This is a genomic window from Stenotrophomonas sp. a6, assembly GCF_030913325.1.
GTDB classification, from domain to species: Bacteria; Pseudomonadota; Gammaproteobacteria; order Xanthomonadales; family Xanthomonadaceae; genus Stenotrophomonas; species Stenotrophomonas maltophilia.
In genome coordinates this window covers 2,848,704-2,866,812 of the sequence record NZ_CP133161.1, presented here as the reverse complement: position 1 = coordinate 2,866,812, position 18,109 = coordinate 2,848,704, and the positions used below count along the sequence as shown (strand labels likewise).

The 18,109-nt window shown below is 66.0% G+C and carries 12 protein-coding genes; 5 read left to right on the top strand and 7 right to left on the bottom strand.

Features of this window, described 5'->3' with window-relative positions; genetic code table 11:
• Nucleotides 1-27 precede the first annotated feature (27 nt).
• On the bottom strand, nucleotides 28-1,119 hold the full coding sequence (locus Q9Q79_RS13255) for a homocysteine S-methyltransferase family protein (protein WP_024957244.1): 1,092 nt from the start codon (nucleotides 1,117-1,119) through the stop codon (nucleotides 28-30).
• A gap of 13 nt (nucleotides 1,120-1,132) precedes the next feature.
• On the bottom strand, nucleotides 1,133-2,062 hold the full coding sequence (locus tag Q9Q79_RS13250) for a metalloregulator ArsR/SmtB family transcription factor (protein ID WP_005410251.1): 930 nt from the start codon (nucleotides 2,060-2,062) through the stop codon (nucleotides 1,133-1,135).
• Nucleotides 2,063-2,215: 153 nt separating this feature from the next.
• On the opposite strand from Q9Q79_RS13250, the gene Q9Q79_RS13245 reads away from it, so the two are divergent.
• The gene (locus tag Q9Q79_RS13245) at nucleotides 2,216-3,364 is read left to right on the top strand and encodes an acyl-CoA dehydrogenase family protein (protein ID WP_109337278.1); all 1,149 of its coding nucleotides are present in this window, start codon (nucleotides 2,216-2,218) and stop codon (nucleotides 3,362-3,364) included.
• Nucleotides 3,365-3,409: 45 nt separating this feature from the next.
• Here the strand turns inward: Q9Q79_RS13245 and Q9Q79_RS13240 are convergent, their stop codons facing one another.
• Nucleotides 3,410-4,327 carry a hypothetical protein gene (locus tag Q9Q79_RS13240; RefSeq protein WP_005413923.1) on the bottom strand — a complete coding sequence of 306 codons (918 nt, stop codon included), beginning with the start codon at nucleotides 4,325-4,327 and terminating at the stop codon, nucleotides 3,410-3,412.
• 277 nt (nucleotides 4,328-4,604) lie between these two features.
• Here Q9Q79_RS13240 and Q9Q79_RS13235 point away from each other — a divergent pair, with 277 nt between their 5' ends.
• Nucleotides 4,605-4,898, top strand: a complete 294-nt coding sequence (locus Q9Q79_RS13235) for a hypothetical protein (RefSeq protein WP_033833585.1) — start codon at nucleotides 4,605-4,607, stop codon at nucleotides 4,896-4,898.
• Between the two features lie 152 nt (nucleotides 4,899-5,050).
• Here the strand turns inward: Q9Q79_RS13235 and Q9Q79_RS13230 are convergent, their stop codons facing one another.
• From Q9Q79_RS13230 to Q9Q79_RS13220, 3 genes are read right to left on the bottom strand one after another with little or no spacing between them, the layout of a single operon-like run.
• Nucleotides 5,051-8,224 (bottom strand): multidrug efflux RND transporter permease subunit, encoded by a 3,174-nt coding sequence (locus Q9Q79_RS13230; RefSeq protein WP_012480771.1) that lies wholly within the window; start codon nucleotides 8,222-8,224, stop codon nucleotides 5,051-5,053.
• A 15-nt stretch (nucleotides 8,225-8,239) separates the two neighbouring features.
• Entirely contained in the window at nucleotides 8,240-9,523 is a 1,284-nt protein-coding gene (locus Q9Q79_RS13225) for an efflux RND transporter periplasmic adaptor subunit (RefSeq protein WP_201862523.1), read from the bottom strand.
• Complete coding sequence (locus tag Q9Q79_RS13220; protein ID WP_005410245.1) at nucleotides 9,523-10,179, bottom strand: TetR/AcrR family transcriptional regulator; 657 nt, start codon at nucleotides 10,177-10,179, stop codon at nucleotides 9,523-9,525. The genes Q9Q79_RS13225 and Q9Q79_RS13220 overlap by 1 nt, the downstream gene beginning before the upstream one ends.
• Before the next feature lie 250 nt (nucleotides 10,180-10,429).
• On the opposite strand from Q9Q79_RS13220, the gene Q9Q79_RS13215 reads away from it, so the two are divergent.
• The 3 genes from Q9Q79_RS13215 (at nucleotide 10,430) to Q9Q79_RS13205 (ending at nucleotide 17,362) form a co-directional block, all read left to right on the top strand.
• Nucleotides 10,430-15,406, top strand: coding sequence for an NAD-glutamate dehydrogenase domain-containing protein (locus Q9Q79_RS13215; RefSeq protein ID WP_044570577.1), 4,977 nt, complete (start codon nucleotides 10,430-10,432; stop codon nucleotides 15,404-15,406).
• A gap of 190 nt (nucleotides 15,407-15,596) precedes the next feature.
• A complete protein-coding gene (locus Q9Q79_RS13210; protein ID WP_049443314.1) occupies nucleotides 15,597-16,370 on the top strand; it encodes an NAD kinase in 774 nt (257 codons plus the stop codon).
• A gap of 47 nt (nucleotides 16,371-16,417) precedes the next feature.
• A complete protein-coding gene (locus Q9Q79_RS13205; protein ID WP_005410242.1) occupies nucleotides 16,418-17,362 on the top strand; it encodes a 5'-nucleotidase in 945 nt (314 codons plus the stop codon).
• 180 nt (nucleotides 17,363-17,542) lie between these two features.
• On the opposite strand, the gene Q9Q79_RS13200 is transcribed toward Q9Q79_RS13205, so the two are convergent.
• Nucleotides 17,543-18,094, bottom strand: a complete 552-nt coding sequence (locus tag Q9Q79_RS13200) for a DUF2939 domain-containing protein (protein ID WP_111117870.1) — start codon at nucleotides 18,092-18,094, stop codon at nucleotides 17,543-17,545.
• Nucleotides 18,095-18,109: the final 15 nt, after the last annotated feature.

The window sequence follows — 18,109 nt, the reverse complement described above, 5'->3', positions numbered from 1 at the left end:
GGAAGTGCGGAACGGTGGCGGCGACATTCATGCGGCCTGCTCCCGGGTGCCGGGCAGTGCGCGCGGCGGCAGCCCGGCCACAGCCGCGGCAATGGCGCGGATATGGTCGGGCGTGGAGCCGCAGCAGCCGCCGACCAGGTTCAGCAGGCCATCTTCGGCGAAGCCTCGCAGGGTGCTGGCCATGTCCTCCGGCGTCTCGTCATACTCGCCGAAGGCATTGGGCAGGCCGGCATTGGGGTGTGCGCTGACGTAGCAGTCGGCGACCTGCGCAAGGGTTTCCACGTGCGGTCGCATCGCATCGGCGCCCAGCGCGCAGTTCAGCCCGATCGACAGCGGCCGAGCATGCGCCAGCGAGGCATGGAAGGCTTCCGCAGTCTGCCCGGACAGGGTGCGACCGGAAGCGTCGGTGATGGTGCCGGAGATCATCACCGGCAACCGCGCGCCGCGCGCATCGAACGCTTCCTCCAGCGCATACAGCGCGGCCTTGGCGTTGAGCGTGTCGAAGATGGTCTCGACCATGATGGTGTCGGCGCCGCCGTCGATCAGGCCCTCGATGGCTTCGCGGTAGGTGTCGCGCAGTTCGTCGAAGCTGGTGTTGCGGAAGCCCGGATCGTTCACGTCCGGGCTGATCGAGGCGGTGCGGCTGGTCGGGCCGACCACCCCGATCACGAAGCGCGGCTTCCCCGGGGTGGTTGCGGCCACGGCGTCACAACAGGCGCGCGCGACCGCAGCGCCGGCCTTGTTCAACTCGTACACCAGGTGTTCGAGGTGGTAGTCGGCCTGGCTGACCGAAGTGGCGTTGAAGGTGTTGGTCTCGACCAGGTCCGCGCCCGCTTCCAGGTAGGCGGTGTGGATGTCTGCGACGATCTGCGGCCGGGTCAGCAGCAGCAGATCATTGTTGCCCTTCAGGTCATGGCCCTCCGGTGCCGCGTGGTCGCAGCCCGGGCCATGTGCATGGTCGTAACCGCCGGCGAAGCGTTCGCCACGGTAATCGTCTTCCTGCAGGCCGTGGCGCTGGATCATCGTGCCCATCGCACCGTCGATGATCAGGATCCGCTCGCGCAGGGCGTCGAGCAGGGCGTTGGCACGCTCAGGATGCAACCAGGGCAGGGCAGGCATGGCGTTCTCGGGCTCAGGGTTTGTGGGCGATCAGCGAAATCACTTCGAAGTGCGGCGGACGCTTCTCGCGGGTGACCGTCTCCAGGCTGGATACCTGCAGGCCGGCCTTGTCGACGAACCTGCGCAGCTCCTTGTCGCTGAAGCCGAGGTTGACGTGGCCGTAGGCCTCCACCGCGGCCTTGTGTTCATGGCGGGCCAGGCTGCACAGCAGCAGGCGCCCGCCCGGGCGCAGCACGCGCGCGCCTTCGGTCACCGCCTGCGCCGGCTTGCTGGCGTAGGTCAGCGCGTGCATCAGCACTACCAGATCGAAACTGTTGTCCTTGAAGGGCAGCGCATGCATGTCGCCCTCGCGCACTTCCACGTTGGGCAGACGGCGCAGGCGCTCGCTGGCGGCGGCGACCACGCGCGCGCTGGTGTCGATGCAGATGTAGCGCTTGGCATGCGGGGCCACCAGTTCGGCCAGCACGCCGTCACCAGAGGCGATGTCCAGCACGTCGCCGGTCTCCAGCAGCGGCAGCGCGGTGCGGGCGAGGGCTTCCCAGGTGCGCCCCGGGGAGTAGTGGCGTTCCATGTCGCCGGCCACGCTGTCGGCCCAGTTCTGGTCGGAGGCGCGGTGGGCCAGCACGGCAGCGACGCGTTCAGCGTCCTGGCGCAGCAGCGGGTCATCGCTTCCGTTGCTCAAGGCATGCCACAATGCACGCTGCGCCGGGTCCAGCTGGGCCTCGTCGAAGCGGTAATAGGCCGATACGCCCGCACGGCGGTCGCGGACCAGGCCGGCTTCCTTCAGGCGCGCCAGGTGGGTGGACACGCGTGGCTGTGCCAGCCGGGTGATCGCCGACAGTTCGGCCACGGTCAGTTCCTCCTGCTCCAGCAGCGCCAGCAGGCGCACGCGGGTCGCATCGGCGAACACCTTCAGGCGGGTCGACCAGTCTTCAAGATCCATAAATATCTACCTATCGCGATATAGAGATATATTCGCTGAAAGGGCCCGTCGCGGTCAAGTCGCCAGCGTACGGAAACAGCCGGGCCCCGGTACAATCGGGGCACCTGGGCGCGCCGTATGTAGCCCATAACTTCATGTACCCGGGAGGGTGTTGTGGATTTCAGCTTTACCGAAGAGCAGTTGATGCTGCAGGACGTTGCGCGGCGCATCGCGCAGGAGAAGATCGCCCCTAGCGCGGAGCACCATGACCGTACCGGCGAGTTCCCGCTCGACAACATCCGCCTGCTGGGCGAGAACGGCCTGATGGGCATCGAAGTGCCGACCGAATACGGTGGCGCGGGCATGGACCCGGTTGCGTACGTGCTGGCGATGGTGGAGGTCGCCGCCGCCGACGCAGCCCATTCGACCATCATGTCGGTCAACAACTCGCTGTTCTGCAACGGCATCCTCACCCACGGTACCGAGCAGCAGAAGCAGACCTACGTGCGTGCCATCGCCGAGGGCGAGGCCATCGGCGCGTTCGCGCTGACCGAGCCGCAGTCCGGCTCCGATGCCACCGCCATGCGCTGCCGCGCGGTGAAGCGGGCCGACGGCACCTTCGTCATCAACGGCAAGAAGAGCTGGATCACCTCCGGCCCGGTGGCCAGGTACATCGTGCTGTTCGCGATGAGCGAGCCGGACAAGGGCGCGCGCGGCATCACCGCCTTCCTCATCGATACCGACAAGGCGGGCTTCGGTCGCGGCAAGACCGAGCCGAAGCTGGGCATCCGCGCTTCGGCCACCTGCGAGATCGAGTTCAACGATTACGTGGCGAAGGCCGAAGACGTGCTGGGCCAGGAAGGCGAGGGCTTCAAGATCGCCATGAGCGTGCTCGATGCTGGCCGCATCGGCATCGCCTCGCAGGCCATCGGCATCGCCCGAGCCGCCTATGAGGCGACCCTGGAATACGTGAAGGAGCGCAAGGCCTTCGGCGCGGCCATCGGCACCTTCCAGATGACCCAGGCCAAGATCGCCGACATGAAGTGCAAGCTGGACGCAGCGCTGCTGCTGACCCTGCGTGCCGCGTGGGTGAAGGGTCAGGGCAAGCGTTTCAGCACCGAAGCAGCGGTGGCCAAACTGACCGCTTCGGAAGCAGCGATGTGGATCACGCACCAGGCGGTGCAGATCCACGGCGGCATGGGGTACTCGAAGGAGATGCCGCTGGAGCGTTACTTCCGTGATGCCAAGATCACCGAGATCTACGAGGGCACCTCGGAGATCCAGCGCCTGGTGATCGCGCGCAACGAGACCGGGTTGCGCTGATGGACGCGACGGGGCGGCGATTGCCGCCCCGTTTCCTTTGTGCGATCAACGTGGCAATCGGCAAACGATATCCGTTCCGTTCCATTCACAGACGATCTGCAGCGACTCAGGTGGAGCACCGGGGAACATGTTCACCCCATAGAGGCGACCGGAGTCGATCCATCGATCCAGATCGTCCCGGCTGTTGAAGTTGTAGGTGCCGGCGAAGTGTTGGGCCAGGCCGGGGCTGGTTGCCGCGCCGTCGGGAATCATGTTGCCATTGGCGTCCTTGCTCTGGCCTTGCACGTATCTGGCGGTGTCCACTGACGAAGAGACGATGGCCAGCGTAGTCTTCGAGCCATCGCGCCAGGTGATCCTGTAGATTGCACCGTCGATTCCGAGGGCCTTGCTGACGAAGCTCAGGCCGATCGAGGACAGGAATGTCGCCATGCTGTTCCAGGCCCTCGACGATGTCGTGGCGCCTGTGAATGCCTTGCCCATGGCGCTCTCCAGCCTGAATCGCTCGGTTGCCATCTGCACGACATCGTAGGCGTTGAGGTTCTTGTGCTCTTCCGGGAAGCCTATGCCGTTGGCGTACTGCGGGTCATCAGGATGAACCTCGTACTGGACTCCTCTTCCGGCCCACTGCCGCGGCGCGAACTGTACGGTTGGCACGTTGTTGTCGAGCATCCCCATGATCCGATTGAAGGATGCGTTGATTGGCTCGGGAATCTGCGCCCTGGTGGCGCGATACCGACGCAGCTCGCGATCGTATTCCACATCGAAGCCATGGAGCCGGCGCTGCTGGAAGTCGACGACGATGGTGGGCCCCGTGCCCGAGTAAAGCGCCAGTGCGCGTGGATCGCGACAGTTGTCGCAGACGAGGACGCCTGCCGCATGTGCGTCCTGGACGCTGCTGGCCGCGAAGAGCGCGCCAAGCAGAAGGGCGGGGCGGCTGAAGCGTCGTAGTGGTGCTCTTTCCATGAACTGTCTCCTGGGCGGCATCGGATCGATTGCCGTGGAGGCATCTGGATAGCAACGATCCGGGCGTGCCGCACTTCTGCGCGCCCAGGAATCCAAAGCGGGGGCCTTATGCGAAACCGGTAGACGCCTTGAGCGCCTCGTTGTCGGCGCAGCAGTGGAAGGGACTTTTCAGTACAGGCCGTATGCGACCGGTCTCCGGGCAGGCGACATGCCAACGGTCCATTGGCATTCCCGCTCCTTGGTCGCAGAATGCTCCACCGTTCATGGACGCCACCACATGCTCATCTATCGAGGCGCAGGGCTGCTGACCCTGCTCACACCGATCGCTGCCGTGCTGCTCATCCTCATCCTGTTCCCGGATCCAGCGGTAGGTCGCGGCAATACTTCACTCAGTCAGGTCCTGCTGGCGTTCGGCCTTGGCTCGGCAATCAACACGGTGCTGGGTTTCGTGCTCAATCGAAAGCCGCGTGCACCTGGGCAGCATGCTCCGCATCACTTCTTCTTCCTGCCGATGCAATGGCCTGCACTGGCGATTGTGGCGGCATGCGTGGTGATCGCAGTGTTGCGCTGAGACGCTGCCCGGACAGCGCCCACCAAGGTTGGCGACTACCGGGTATGCGTCGCTCCGGTAGATGCCGACCTGGGGCGGCATGGGTCCAGAAGCGGCAACAAAAAAGGCCCCGGATCGCACCGGGGCCTTTCTCGTTTCAGTTCACCGCTGGATCAACGATCCGGACGGTGTGCTGCATCCGCGTCGCGCTGGCGTTCCATGAACTCCTTGGACGGTTCATCCAGCTTGTCGCCCAGCATGCGGCGCACGACCACGAAGAACACCGGGATCATCAACAGGCCGAGCAGGGTGGCGAACAGCATGCCGCCGATCACGCCGGTACCGATGGCATGGCGGGAGTTGGCGCCCGCGCCGGTGGAGATCGCCATCGGGATCACGCCCATGATGAACGCGAACGAGGTCATCAGGATCGGGCGGAAACGCAGGCGGGCCGCTTCGATGGTGGCATCGCGCAGGTTCTTGCCGGCGGCGCGCTGCTCCACCGCGAACTCCACGATCAGGATCGCGTTCTTCGCCGCCAGGCCGATCACGGTGATCAGGCCGATCTTGAAGAACAGATCGTTTGGCAGGCCGCGCAGCATCGACAGGCCGAGGGCACCGAGCACGCCCAGCGGCACCACCAGCAGCACCGCCACCGGGATCGACCAGCTTTCATACAGCGCGGCCAGGCACAGGAACACCACCACGATCGACAGCACCAGCAGCAGGGTCGCGGCGTTGCCGGCCAGGATTTCCTGGTAGGACATGCCGGACCAGTCGTAGCCGAAGCCGGCCGGCAGATCGTCGTTGACGATGCTCTCCATGGTCTGCATCGCCTCGCCCGAGCTGGTACCCGGGGCCTGCGAGCCGACGATGTTGATCGCCGAGTAGCCGTTGTAGCGGCTCAGCGACGGCGGTGCCGACACCCATTCGGACTTGACCACCGTGTTCAGCGGGATCATCGAATTGGTGCCATCGGCGTTCTTGGTCAGGCTGGAGGGGCTGTAGAAGCTCTTCAGCGACTCCTGGCCGGTGCGGTACGGACCATCGGCCTGCATGGTCACGCGCTTGATGCGGCCTTCGTAGAAGAAGTCGTTGACGTACACCGGGGCCAGCATCAGCTGGATGGTGCTGTACACGTCCGACACCGACATGCCCATCGACTGCGCCTGCACGCGGTCCACATGCAGCTGCAGCTGCGGCGCGTTTTCCAGGCCGTTCGGGCGCACGCCGACCAGGTGGTCCGGCTTCTGCGCGGCCTGGCCGAGCAGGATGTTGCGGGCCTGCGTCAGCTGCTCGTAACCGGCACCACTGCGGTCCTGCAGCCACATGTCGAAGCCGCCGAACTGGCCAAGGCCCTGCACGGTGGGCAGGTTGACCACGAAGATCTGCGCTTCCTTGATGCCGTAGAACGCGCCGTTCATGTTCTGGATGAACTCGGGTGCGGTGAACTTGCGTTCTTCCCACTGCTTCAGGCGGATGAAGCCCATGCCCACGTTCTCGCCGGAGCCGACGAAGCTGAAGCCGGCCACCTGCAGCATGCCTTCATAGCCATCCTGCTTTTCCAGGATGCCACGCATCTGCGCGAACACTTCGTTGGTCTGGCCCTTGGTCGAGCCCGGCGGCAGCTGCACGATCGCCAGCGCATAGCCCTGGTCTTCTTCCGGCAGGAAGCTGCCCGGCATGCGGGTGAACAGGAAGCCGCACAGTGCGGTGAGCACCACGAACAGGATCATCCAGCGCGGCGCATGGCGCACCGCCGAGGTGATGTGGCCGACATAGGTGTGGCTGATCTTGTCGTAGTACTTGTTGAAGGTGCGGTAGACGATGTTCGGGTTGTCGTTGTGCGTCGGCTTCAGGAAGGTCGCGCACAGCGCCGGGGTGAAGCCCAGCGCCAGGAACGCCGAGAACGCCATCGAAATGGCGATGGTCAGGGCGAACTGCTTGTAGATCTCACCGGCGGCGCCGCCCTGCAGGGCGGACGGGATGAACACCGCAGCCAGCACGACGGTGATCGCCACCACCGCGCCGGTGATCTGGGTCATCGCCTTCTGCGTGGCCGGCTTCGGCGCCAGGCCTTCCTCGGTCATGATGCGTTCGACGTTCTCGATCACCACGATCGCGTCATCGACCACGATGCCGATCGCCAGCACCATCGCGAACAGGGTCAGCTGGTTGATCGTGAAGCCGATCATCCACATGCCCAGGAAGGTACCGAGCAGCGCCACCGGGATGACCAGGGTCGGGATCAGCGTGGCGCGGAAGTTCTGCAGGAAGATCAGCATCACCAGGAACACCAGGAACACTGCTTCAAACAGCGTCTTGACCACTTCCTGGATCGAGATCTTGACGAAGGTGGTGCTGTCGTACGGCGAGAACCAGGTCACGCCGGCCGGGAAGCTGGGTTGCAGCTCGTCCATCTTGGCGCGCACCGCCTCGGCCACGTTCAGGGCGTTGGCGCCCGGCAGCAGCTGGATGGCGAAGGCACCGGTCGGCTTGCCGTTGTACTGGGTGTCGAAACCGTAGTTGTTGGCACCGAAGGCAACGCGGGCGATGTCCTTCAACAGCACCCGCGAGCCGTCAGCGTTGGCGCGCAGGATGATGTTCTCGAACTCCTGCGGCGAACTGAAGCGGCCTTCGGCCGAGACCGTGGCGGTGAAGTGCTGGCCTTCCGGCGACGGATCCGAGCCAAGCGCACCGGCGGCGAACTGCACGTTCTGCGCGCGCACCGCAGCCAGCACCTGGCTGGCCGACAGGCCATAACCCTGCATCTTTTCCGGGTTCAGCCAGATGTTCATGGCGTACTCGGAACCGAACTGCTGGGTGCTGCCGACGCCGGGGATACGCGAGACCTGGTCGAGCACGCGCGAACCAACGATGTCGTTCAGCGCATCACGGTTGATGGTCGGGGTATCGGACTGCAGCGCCACCACCATCAGGAAGCCGGCGTTGGCCTTGGCCACCACCACGCCCTGCTGGGTCACTTCCGAAGGCAGTCGTGGCGTGGCCAGCGAGACCTTGTTCTGCACCTGCACCTGGGCGATGTCCGGATCGGTACCCGTCTCGAAGGTCAGGGTGATCTGCGCACGGCCGTTGGACGACGAGGAAGAGCTGAAGTACAGCAGGTGATCGATACCGGTCAGCTGCTGCTCGATCACCTGGGTGACCGATTTTTCCGTGGTGTCGGCACTGGCGCCCGGGTAGGTGGCCGAGACGGTGACCTGCGGTGGGGCGATGTTGGGATAGGACTCCACGCCCAGGTTGAGGATCGCGATCACGCCGCTGAGCGAGATCAGGATCGCCACCACCCAGGCGAAGACTGGATGTTCGATGAAAAATTTAGGCATGACGGAAGGTTCCCGTTACTGCTTGTTCGAATCGGTGGCGGCCGGCTTGGCCGCATCGGCCTGCTCGGGCTTGGCCGCGTCGGCCGGTGCCTTGCCAGCAGCCGGTGCGGTGCCCGCCGGTGCGGTGCCCGCCGGAGCGGCGCCGCCTGCGGCCGGCTTGCCGTTGGCGTCCTGCCCCGGGCTCCACGGCTTGGCCACCGCCGGTGCACCTTCCTTGACCTTCTGCACGCCGGCCACGATCACCTTGTCGCCGGCGGCCAGGCCGTCGCTGACCAGCCAGTTGCCGTTCTGCGCGCCATCGGTCTTCACGTTCTTGCGCGCGACCTTGCCGTCGGCGCCGACCACCATCACGTAGCCGCCGGTGGTGTCGCGCAGCAGGGCCTGCTGCGGTACCAGGAAGGCATTGTTGCGTTCGCCCAGGTTGGCCTGGAAGCTGACGAAGGCGCCCGGCAGCAGGATCTGCTGTGGGTTCGGCAGCAACGCGCGCAACGACACCGCACCGGTGGCCGGGTCGACCGTGGTCGAGGAGAAGTCCAGGGTGCCCGGCTCGCTGTAGGTGCTGCCATCGGCCAGCTTGACGTTCACCGTGGCCTTGCCGTCGCCCGACAGCGCCAGCGCGCCCTTGGCCTGTTGCGCGCGCAGCTGGGTCAGCTCGTCCACGCTCAGCGAGAAGTTCACGTACAGCGGGTCGAGCTGGTCGACGGTGGTCAGCAGGGTCACATCGCCCTGGCCGACCAGCGCGCCTTCGGTGACCTGCTGCTTGTTGGCCACGCCGCTGATCGGTGCGGTTACTTCGGTGTAGCCCAGGCTGATGCGCGAGGAAGTCACCGCTGCTTCGGCCTGCTTGACCGCCGCCAGCGCGGTACGCTCGGCCGATTCAGCGTTGTCCAGGTCGGACTTGGAGACGAACTGCTGCGGCGCCAGCGAACGTGCACGGTCGGCGGCCACCTTGGCGTTGGCGTAGGTCGCGCGGGCCGAGGCCAGCTGTGCTTCGGAGGCGTTGAGCGAGGCACGCAGCGGCGCCGGGTCGATCAGGAACAGGGGCTGGCCCTGCTTGACCTGCGAGCCTTCCTGGTAGACGCGCTTGAGCAGCACGCCCGGCACGCGCGCACGCACGTCGGCGCTGCGGAACGGCGACAGGCGACCGACCAGCTCGCGCTGCAGCGGCAGGGTCTGCGGCTTGGCGTCGATCACGCCCACCTCCGGCGGCGGGGGCGTCTGCTGTTCCGGCTTCTTGCAGGCAGCCAGCGCGACAGCAACGGCGCACGTCAAGGCAAGGGTGCGGAGTGGGGCGGTCATCAGGAGGAACTCCGGGGTTGGTTTGAAGACGGGGCCGGCGACGGCTGAGGCGCGAAGGCGCGCAGGAAGCTGTCGACGGAGAACTCTGCCCAGCGCCGACGCAGCCGCGCGTCATCACGATGGGGGGTATGGAAACGCTGTTTGTCGAAATCCTGACCGGCAATCATGCTCAGCAGCAGTTCGGCCATGAAGTGCGGGTCGTCATGCCGGAGCTGGCCACGCATGCAAACGGTTTCAATCCATTCAGCAAGATGAAGCGTCAGTGCGCCGGCTCCGTGCCGGTACAGCGTACGCGCCTCTTCGGGAAACTGGGCCGCGTCGGCGGCGATCAGCCGGCAGGCCTGGCCCACGTGCGGTTGGTTGAAGTGCTCCAGGAAGTCGGTGGCGAACTGGAGCAGGCTGGCACGCAGGTCGTCAGTGCGGAGTGCACGAACCATGGCGCCGGTAGCGTGGCCGACGTGGCGCTGCATCACCCGGCGCAGCAGTTCCTGCTTGCTGCCGTAGCGCGAGTACAGGGTCTGCTTGGAGCAACCGGCGTGCTGGGCCACCGCCTCCATGCTCATCTGCATGCCCTGCTGGGCCAGCAGTTCGCGTACGGCGTCGAACACACGCTCATCGCGTGCATCGAGGGCAACGGGGAGGTAGGCCGGGTTCACGCGGTGGACTATACCGTCCAGTTCAGGATTGTGGAATCGCATCGGCGTCGCCGCGTGTGTCTTCCGGTAACACGTTTTGCCGATCCTGTCGGCAGTGCTGAAACAGGCGCCAGCACCATACCGGTGCGAACTGAATAGGCGTTTGAACCGCAGCAAACCCGAATCTGCTTATTCCGTCCTGCAGCAAGGCCTTTTCGCGCGGTAGGGCTACAATTTCATTTTCCCAACTGAGCAAGCGCATCGCTCTGCCATGAAACCGCAAAAAACCGCAGCCAAGACCGTGAAGAACAAGACGAAACCAGCAGAGTCGGAGGTCGCAGTGACCGCTGGTTTCTCCCTGGAGCCGGTGTACACGGCCTTGCGCAAGCGCTACCCCGCGGCCGCACAGGCCGAAGCAGTGGCCTTTGCCACTGACTTCTACAAGCGCATGGAGTCGGACGAGTTCCCGCACCACAGCGCTGAAGAGTGGGCCGCTCTCGCGGCTGAGACGCTGGAATTCGCGCGTGCCCGCAAGGCCGGCAAGGCCAACGTCCGCGTGTTCAATCCGACCGCGAAGGCCAACGGTTGGGAATCGCCGCACACCGTGCTGCAGATCGTCAACGATGACATGCCGTTCCTCGTCGATACGGTCACCATGTCGCTGGCCGAGCAGGGCGTGGGCGTCCACGTGCTGGGCCACCCGGTTCTGCGCTTCACCCGCGACAAGGCCGGCAAGCTGGTCAAGGTCGGCGAGGGTGATGCCGAGTCGGTGATGCTGCTGGAGATCGACCGCCAGCCGGCCGAAGCGATGGCCGCCATCGAACAGGCCATCAACAAGGCGCTGGACGAAGTGCGCGCGATCGTGCGCGACTGGCAGCCGATGAAGGACAAGGCGTTGGCGCTGGCCGACGACCTGGGCAAGCGCCAGCTGCCGGTCGACGATGCATCGCGCAAGGAAGCACAGGAGTTCCTGCGCTGGGCCGCCGACAACCACTTCACCTTCTTTGGCTACCGCGAGTACCGCGTCGAGAAGCAGGGCAAGGAAGACGTACTGGCGCCGCTGAACGACACCGGCCTGGGCCTGATGCGCGGCAAGGACAAGTCCGCTGCCCGCCCGGTCAAGACCCTGGCCGCGCAGGGCCTGAACGCCACGTCCGGCCTGAAGGACGCGCTGATCCTGACCAAGACCAATGCCCGTTCGCGCGTGCACCGCGCCGGCTACATGGACTACATCGGCGTGCTGGAATTCGACGCCAAGGGCAAGATCATCGGCGAGCAGCGCTTCCTTGGCCTGTTCACCTCCAGCGCCTACAACCGTCGCCCGTGGGAGATCCCGCTGGTGCGCCAGCGCCACGAGCACGTGATGAAGCAGTCCGGCCTGGCCCCGGCCAGCCACAGTGGCAAGGCCCTGCGCCACATCCTGGAAACCCTGCCGCGCGAAGAACTGTTCCAGTCCAGCGAGGACGAACTGTTCCGCACCGCGATGGGCGTGCTGGGCCTGCAGGAACGCGTGCGCAGCCGCCTGTTCCTGCGCCGCGACAAGTACAGCCGTTTCATCTCCGCGCTGGTCTACCTGCCGCGCGAGCGCTTCAACACCGACGTGCGCCTGCGCATCGAAGCGATGCTGAAGGACGCGCTGCACGGCGAGTACGTCGACAGCTCGGTGGTGCTGGGCGAATCGCCGCTGGCCCAGGTGCACCTGATCGTGCGCCCGAAGCCGGGTGAAATGCTCGACGTTGATACCGCCGAACTGGAGCAGAAGCTGGCCCAGGTCCTGCGCAACTGGCAGGACGACCTGCGCGAAGCGCTGGTGGCCCGCCACGGCGAGACCGAAGGCCTGCGCATCGCCGCCCGCATCGGCAAGGCGCTGCCGGCCGGTTACATCGAAGACAACAGCACGGCTGTTGCGGCCAACGATGTCAGCCAGCTTGATGCCCTGACCGGCCCGGACGACCTGCGCCTGAGCCTGCAGGCCGTGCCGCGCGAAAGCGGTGATGGCCTGCGCCTGAAGCTGTATCGCCAGCTGGACGACATCCCGCTGTCGGACGCGCTGCCGATGATGGAAAACATGGGCCTGCGCGTGATCGCCGAGCGTCCGTACCGCCTGTCGGTCGACAACGCCCCGGTGTACGTGCAGGACTTCGAGGTCGAATCGACCGCCGGCGCGATCGATGCCGCCAGCGTCGATGAAGCCTTCGGCGAGACCTTTGCCCGCGTCTGGCACGGCGATGCCGAGAACGACGGCTTCAACCGCCTGGTGCTGGCTGCCGGCCTGCACTGGCGCCAGGTCGCCATGCTGCGTGGCTACTGCAAGTACCTGCTGCAGACCGGCGTGCCGTTCTCGCAGGCCTACGTGGAAGGCACCTTCGCGCGCTACCCGCTGCTGGCCCGACTGCTGGTCGAGCTGTTCGAAGCGCGCTTCGATCCGGCTACCGGCCACGAGAGCAAGGACGACATCGCCGCCGGCCAGGCCCAGCTGAAGGCCCACTTCGATGTGCTGGCTGCTGGCGACGACGCCACCCTTAAGGTGCTCAAGACCGTGGTCGACGCCCGCAAGGGTGACCGCGACGCGCAGATGCAGGCCGCGCGCGATGCGCTGCTGAAGCTGATGGACCGTGTGTCCAGCCTGGACGAGGACCGCATCCTGCGCTCGTTCATGGGCGTGATCGACGCGACCCTGCGCACCAGCTACTACCAGACCGATGCCAACGGCCAGCACGGCCATGTCATCAGCTTCAAGTTTGATTCGGCGCTGGTGCCGGACCTGCCGAAGCCGCGCCCGTACCGCGAGATCTTCGTCTACGGCCCGCGCGTGGAAGGTACCCACCTGCGCTTCGGCGCGGTCGCCCGTGGTGGCCTGCGCTGGTCGGATCGTCGCGAAGACTTCCGTACCGAAGTGCTGGGCCTGGTCAAGGCTCAGATGGTCAAGAACACTGTAATCGTGCCGGTCGGCGCGAAGGGCGGCTTCTTCGCCAAGACTCCGCCGGTGAACGGCGACCGCGACGCGATCTTCGCCAACGGCGTGGCCTGCTACAAGCTGTTCATCCAGGGCCTGCTGGACATCACCGACAACATCGTCAACAACAAGATCGTGCCGCCGGTGGATGTCGTGCGCCACGACATGGACGATCCGTACCTGGTGGTGGCCGCCGACAAGGGCACCGCGACCTTCTCCGACATCGCCAACGGCCTGGCCATCGCGCACGGCTTCTGGATGGGCGATGCGTTCGCCTCCGGTGGTTCGGTTGGCTATGACCACAAGGGCATGGGCATCACCGCACGCGGTGCGTGGGAATCGGTCAAGCGCCACTTCCGTGCGCTGGGCCGTGACAGCCAGACCCAGGACTTCACTGCGGTCGGCGTCGGCGACATGTCCGGCGACGTGTTCGGCAACGGCATGCTGCTGTCGCGCCACATCCGCCTGGTCGCTGCCTTCGACCACCGCCACATCTTCCTGGACCCGAACCCGGATGCGGCCACCACGTTCGTCGAACGTGAGCGCCTGTTCACCGTGCCGCGTTCGAGCTGGGCGGACTACGACGCCAAGCTGATCAGCAAGGGCGGCGGCGTGTACCCGCGCAGCCTGAAGTCGATCGAGATCACCCCGCAGGTGCGTGAAGCGCTGGGCCTGGATGACAACGTCAAGGCGCTGTCGCCGAACGATCTGATGAGCGCGATCCTGAAGGCGCCGGTCGACCTGCTGTGGAACGGCGGCATCGGTACCTACGTGAAGGCTGCCAGCGAGCAGCACAGCGATGTCGGCGACCGCGCCAACAACGCCCTGCGCGTGAACGGTGGCGAGCTGCGCTGCAAGGTGGTGGGCGAGGGCGGCAACCTGGGCATGACCCAGCTGGGCCGCATCGAAGCCGCCCAGGCCGGCGTGCTGCTCAACACCGACTTCATCGACAACTCGGCCGGTGTGGACACCTCCGACCACGAAGTCAACATCAAGATCCTGCTCAACGATGTGGTGCGGGCCAAGAAGCTGACCGTCGAGCAGCGCAACAAGCTGCTGGCCTCGATGACCGATGAAGTCGCCGAGCTGGTGCTCAATGACAACTACCGCCAGAACCAGGCGCTGAGCCTGATGGAGCGGATGGCGGTCAAGCGCCTGGGTTCCAAGCAGCACTTCATCCGTACCCTGGAACAGCAGGGCCTGCTGGATCGCCAGATCGAGTTCCTGCCGTCCGACGCCGAGCTGTCCCAGCGCAAGGCACGCGGCCAGGGCCTGACCCGCCCGGAACTGTCGGTGCTGCTGTCCTACTCGAAGCTGGTGGCGTTCGCCCAGCTGCTGGAATCGGACATCCCGGAAGATCCGTACCTGTCCAAGGAACTGCAGCGTTACTTCCCGACCCCGCTGCAGAAGAAGTACGCCGACGCGATGGAGCGTCACCGCCTGAAGCGCGAAATCATCGCCACGGCCGTGACCAACCAGACCATCAACCGCATGGGCGCCACCTTCCTGATGCGCATGCAGGAAGACACCGGCCGTTCCATCGCCGAGGTCGCCAAGGCCTACACCATCAGCCGCGAAACGCTGGATGCGCGCGCGCTGTGGGCGCAGATCGATGCACTCGACGGCAAGGTGCCGGAGTCGGTGCAGATCGACGCACTGGAAGTGATCTGGAAGCTGCAGCGTTCGTTCGTGCGTTGGCTGCTGTCGCGCCCGGGCGCGATGCCGGGCATCACCGAAGCGGTCAACCGCTACCAGGGTCCGTTCAACGACATCCGCGTTGCCTCGGGTGTGCTGCCGGATTCGCAGCGTCCGACCTACGAAGCCCTGGTGGCCGAGTGGAAGGAAAAGGGCCTGCCGTCCGCGCTGGCGCAGCAGCTGGCCGAACTGCACTTCCTGGAGCCGGCTTTCGACATCATCGAACTGGCCCGCACCCGCAAGCTGAAGCCGGTGGACGTGTCCAAGGTCCACTTCCGCCTGGGCGATGCCCTGCAGCTGCCGTGGCTGTTCGAGCAGGTCGATGCGCTGGAGGTCAACGGTCGTTGGCACGCCGTGGCACGTGGCGTGCTGCGTGACGAGCTGGCCGCCAACCACCGCAACTTGGCCGGCCAGGTGCTGGGCACCAAGGGCAGCAGCGCGGAGGCCAAGGTCGCAGCCTGGATGGGCCGTGACGACAACAGCCTGCGCTTCACCCTGGCGATGCTGGCCGAACTGGCCGAGCAGAAGACCCTGGACTACCCGACCGTTTCGGTCGCGGTGCAGCGCCTGGGCCAGCTGGCGGCACACGGCGCGTAAGTGAAGTAGTGCCAGGCCATGCCTGGCATGCGTGAACCGGAACGGCCCCGCGAAAGCGGGGCCGTTCTGCATTGCACGGTAGTGCCGGCCGCTGGCCGGCAGCCGCATGAACCGCAACCGGGTGCAGCTGCCGGCCAGCGGCCGGCACTACCGGGTATGCTCTTGCAGGCACACCCACCCGGATCCACCGATGAGCGACACCCCCCGCATCGCTTTCCTGGCCAGCACCACCGAGCCCGCGCAGATGGCGCGCGCGGCCATGGTGTCGCGCTATGGCGACTACACGCCCGAGCAGGCCGACGTGCTGTGCCCGCTGGGGGGCGACGGCTTCATGCTGCAGACCCTGCATCGGCATGGGCACCTGGGCAAGCCGGTGTTCGGCATGAAGCTGGGCACGGTCGGCTTCCTGATGAACCAGTACCGTGGAGACGACGACGTGCAGGCCCGCATCGCACGCGCAGAACCGGCCAACCTGCGCCCGCTGGAAATGGTGGCGCTGACCGAGTCCGGCACCAGTACCGGCTCGCTGGCCTACAACGACGTTTCGCTGCTGCGCCAGACCCGGCAGGCCGCGCATATCGGCATCGACCTCAACGGCCAGGAGCGCGTGGCCGAACTGATCGGCGACGGCGTGCTGGTGGCCACCCCGGCCGGCAGTACCGCCTACAACTATTCCGCGCATGGTCCGGTGCTGCCGCTGGGCTCGCACACCATCGCGCTGACGCCGTTGGCCCCGTACCGGCCGCGGCGCTGGCGCGGCGCGATCCTGAAGGCCGATACCGAAGTGCGCTTCCGCGTGCTCGATCCGTACAAGCGCCCGGTCAGCGTGACTGCCGATTCGCACGAGACCCGCGACGTGGTCGAGGTGACCATCCGTGAGTCGAAGGACCGCCGCGTGACCCTGCTGTTCGACCCGGAGCACAACCTGGAAGACCGGATCCTGAGCGAACAGTTCGTTTTTTGAGGACAATGGGCAGCCGGCCGTGCCGACCGCTTGAAGGACCCCCACCGATGGGCGACAACTCCCCCCGTTTGCTGACCGTCGCGGTGACCTCGCGCGCGCTGTTCGACCTCGAGGAAAGCCACGCGCTGTTCGAGAGCGATGGCGTGGCGGCCTATGCCGAATTCCAGCGCCAGCACGAGGACGATATCCTCGGCCCCGGCGTGGCGTTTCCGGTGGTACGCAAGCTGCTGGCTTTGAACCAGGGCGCCAGCCCGGAGAATCCTCGCGTCGAGGTGATCCTGCTGTCGCGCAACTCGGCCGATACCGGCCTGCGCATCTTCAATTCGATCCAGCACTACGGCCTGGGCATCATCCGCGCAACGTTCACCGCCGGCGAGCCGACCTGGCCGTACGTGAAGCCGTTCGGCACCGACCTGTTCCTGTCGGCCAACCCGGAATCGGTGCGCAGCGCGCTGCGCCACGGCATCGCCGCGGCGACCATCCTGCCCAAGCCGCCTGGCGAAACCGCCGCCGCGGCGGCCGACCAGATCGATACCGGTCGCCCGGCCGGCCAGTTGCGCATCGCCTTCGACGGTGACGCAGTGATCTTCGGTGACGAGAGCGAGCGCATCTCGCGCGAGCAGGGCGTGGAGGCGTTTGGCCGGCACGAGCGTGAACGGGCCCGCGAACCCCTCAGCGGCGGCCCATTCCGCGGTTTCCTGTCGGCCCTGCATACGCTGCAGGAAGTGTTCCCGGCGGGCGAGAGCGCGCCGATCCGCACTGCGCTGGTGACCGCACGCTCGGCACCGGCGCATGAGCGCGTAATCCGCACCCTGCGCGAGTGGGGAGTGCGCCTCGACGAAGCGCTGTTCCTCGGCGGCCGCCACAAGGGGCCGTTCCTGCAGGCGTTCGGTGCCGACATCTTCTTCGATGATTCGCAGCACAACATCGACAGTGCGCGCGAACACGTGGCCGCCGGCCACGTACCGCACGGTGTCGCCAACGAGGGGTGAGACCATGCCGGGTGGGTGCCAGCCGTTGGTTGGCACTGCCATGCATCGACGCCCACCAAGGTGGGCATCTACCAGAGCGGTGTACCGCGGTAGTCGCCAACCTTGGTTGGCGCCGTCCTGGATCCATGCCCACCAAGGTGGGCATCTACCGAAAGCAGCACCGTCGAAGGGCATGACCCGTCACGGGGTGGCCGACATCCCCAACTGCAGATCCACCACCTTCCAGCGCAGGCCCTGCGGTTCCAGCACCACTTTCATCGGCGGCTGGTCGGGGCCGCGATCGACGTCGATCACGAAGCGGTCCAGCGCTTCGAAGTGATGCTCGGCGTTCTTCAATGGCCGTGCCGGCTCGGTCGCGCCGAAGGCATCACCGCCCTGCAGTTCATTGCGGCCGCGCTTCCACAGCACGTGGCCCTGCAGCATTGCGCCGATCCCGGTCGGGGTCACCATGGTTTCCACCGCTGCACCGCCGAGCTGGTCGCCGAGGCCGTAGAGCAGGGCGCCGAACGGGCTGGCCGCTACATCCGGGCCGGCCTGGCGTACCAGATAGTCGTTGAGCTGGGCGCGCAGGCTGCTGCGCACGCGAGGGAAATCGACATAGCGTTCCAGTCGCGCCGTGTCGCGTTCTTCGATGGCCTTGGACAGGCCACGCACGGCCATGTACGGGCCGCCGAACCACCACGCAGCCAAGGACAGGACCAGCAGCACGGCCAGTGCAGTGAGCTTCTTCATGCTGTCCAGACTGCC

Excerpts from the sequence above, each read along its gene's own strand:
- Q9Q79_RS13255 (WP_024957244.1), bottom strand. The coding sequence starts at position 1,119 with ATGCCTGCCCTGCCCTGGTTGCATCCTGAGCGTGCCAACGCCCTGCTC.
- Q9Q79_RS13250 (WP_005410251.1), bottom strand. The coding sequence starts at position 2,062 with ATGGATCTTGAAGACTGGTCGACCCGCCTGAAGGTGTTCGCCGATGCG.
- Q9Q79_RS13240 (WP_005413923.1), bottom strand. The coding sequence starts at position 4,327 with ATGGAAAGAGCACCACTACGACGCTTCAGCCGCCCCGCCCTTCTGCTT.
- Q9Q79_RS13235 (WP_033833585.1), top strand. The coding sequence starts at position 4,605 with ATGCTCATCTATCGAGGCGCAGGGCTGCTGACCCTGCTCACACCGATC.
- Q9Q79_RS13230 (WP_012480771.1), bottom strand. The coding sequence starts at position 8,224 with ATGCCTAAATTTTTCATCGAACATCCAGTCTTCGCCTGGGTGGTGGCG.
- Q9Q79_RS13225 (WP_201862523.1), bottom strand. The coding sequence starts at position 9,523 with ATGACCGCCCCACTCCGCACCCTTGCCTTGACGTGCGCCGTTGCTGTC.
- Q9Q79_RS13215 (WP_044570577.1), top strand. The coding sequence starts at position 10,430 with ATGAAACCGCAAAAAACCGCAGCCAAGACCGTGAAGAACAAGACGAAA.
- Q9Q79_RS13210 (WP_049443314.1), top strand. The coding sequence starts at position 15,597 with ATGAGCGACACCCCCCGCATCGCTTTCCTGGCCAGCACCACCGAGCCC.
- Q9Q79_RS13205 (WP_005410242.1), top strand. The coding sequence starts at position 16,418 with ATGGGCGACAACTCCCCCCGTTTGCTGACCGTCGCGGTGACCTCGCGC.
- Q9Q79_RS13200 (WP_111117870.1), bottom strand. The coding sequence starts at position 18,094 with ATGAAGAAGCTCACTGCACTGGCCGTGCTGCTGGTCCTGTCCTTGGCT.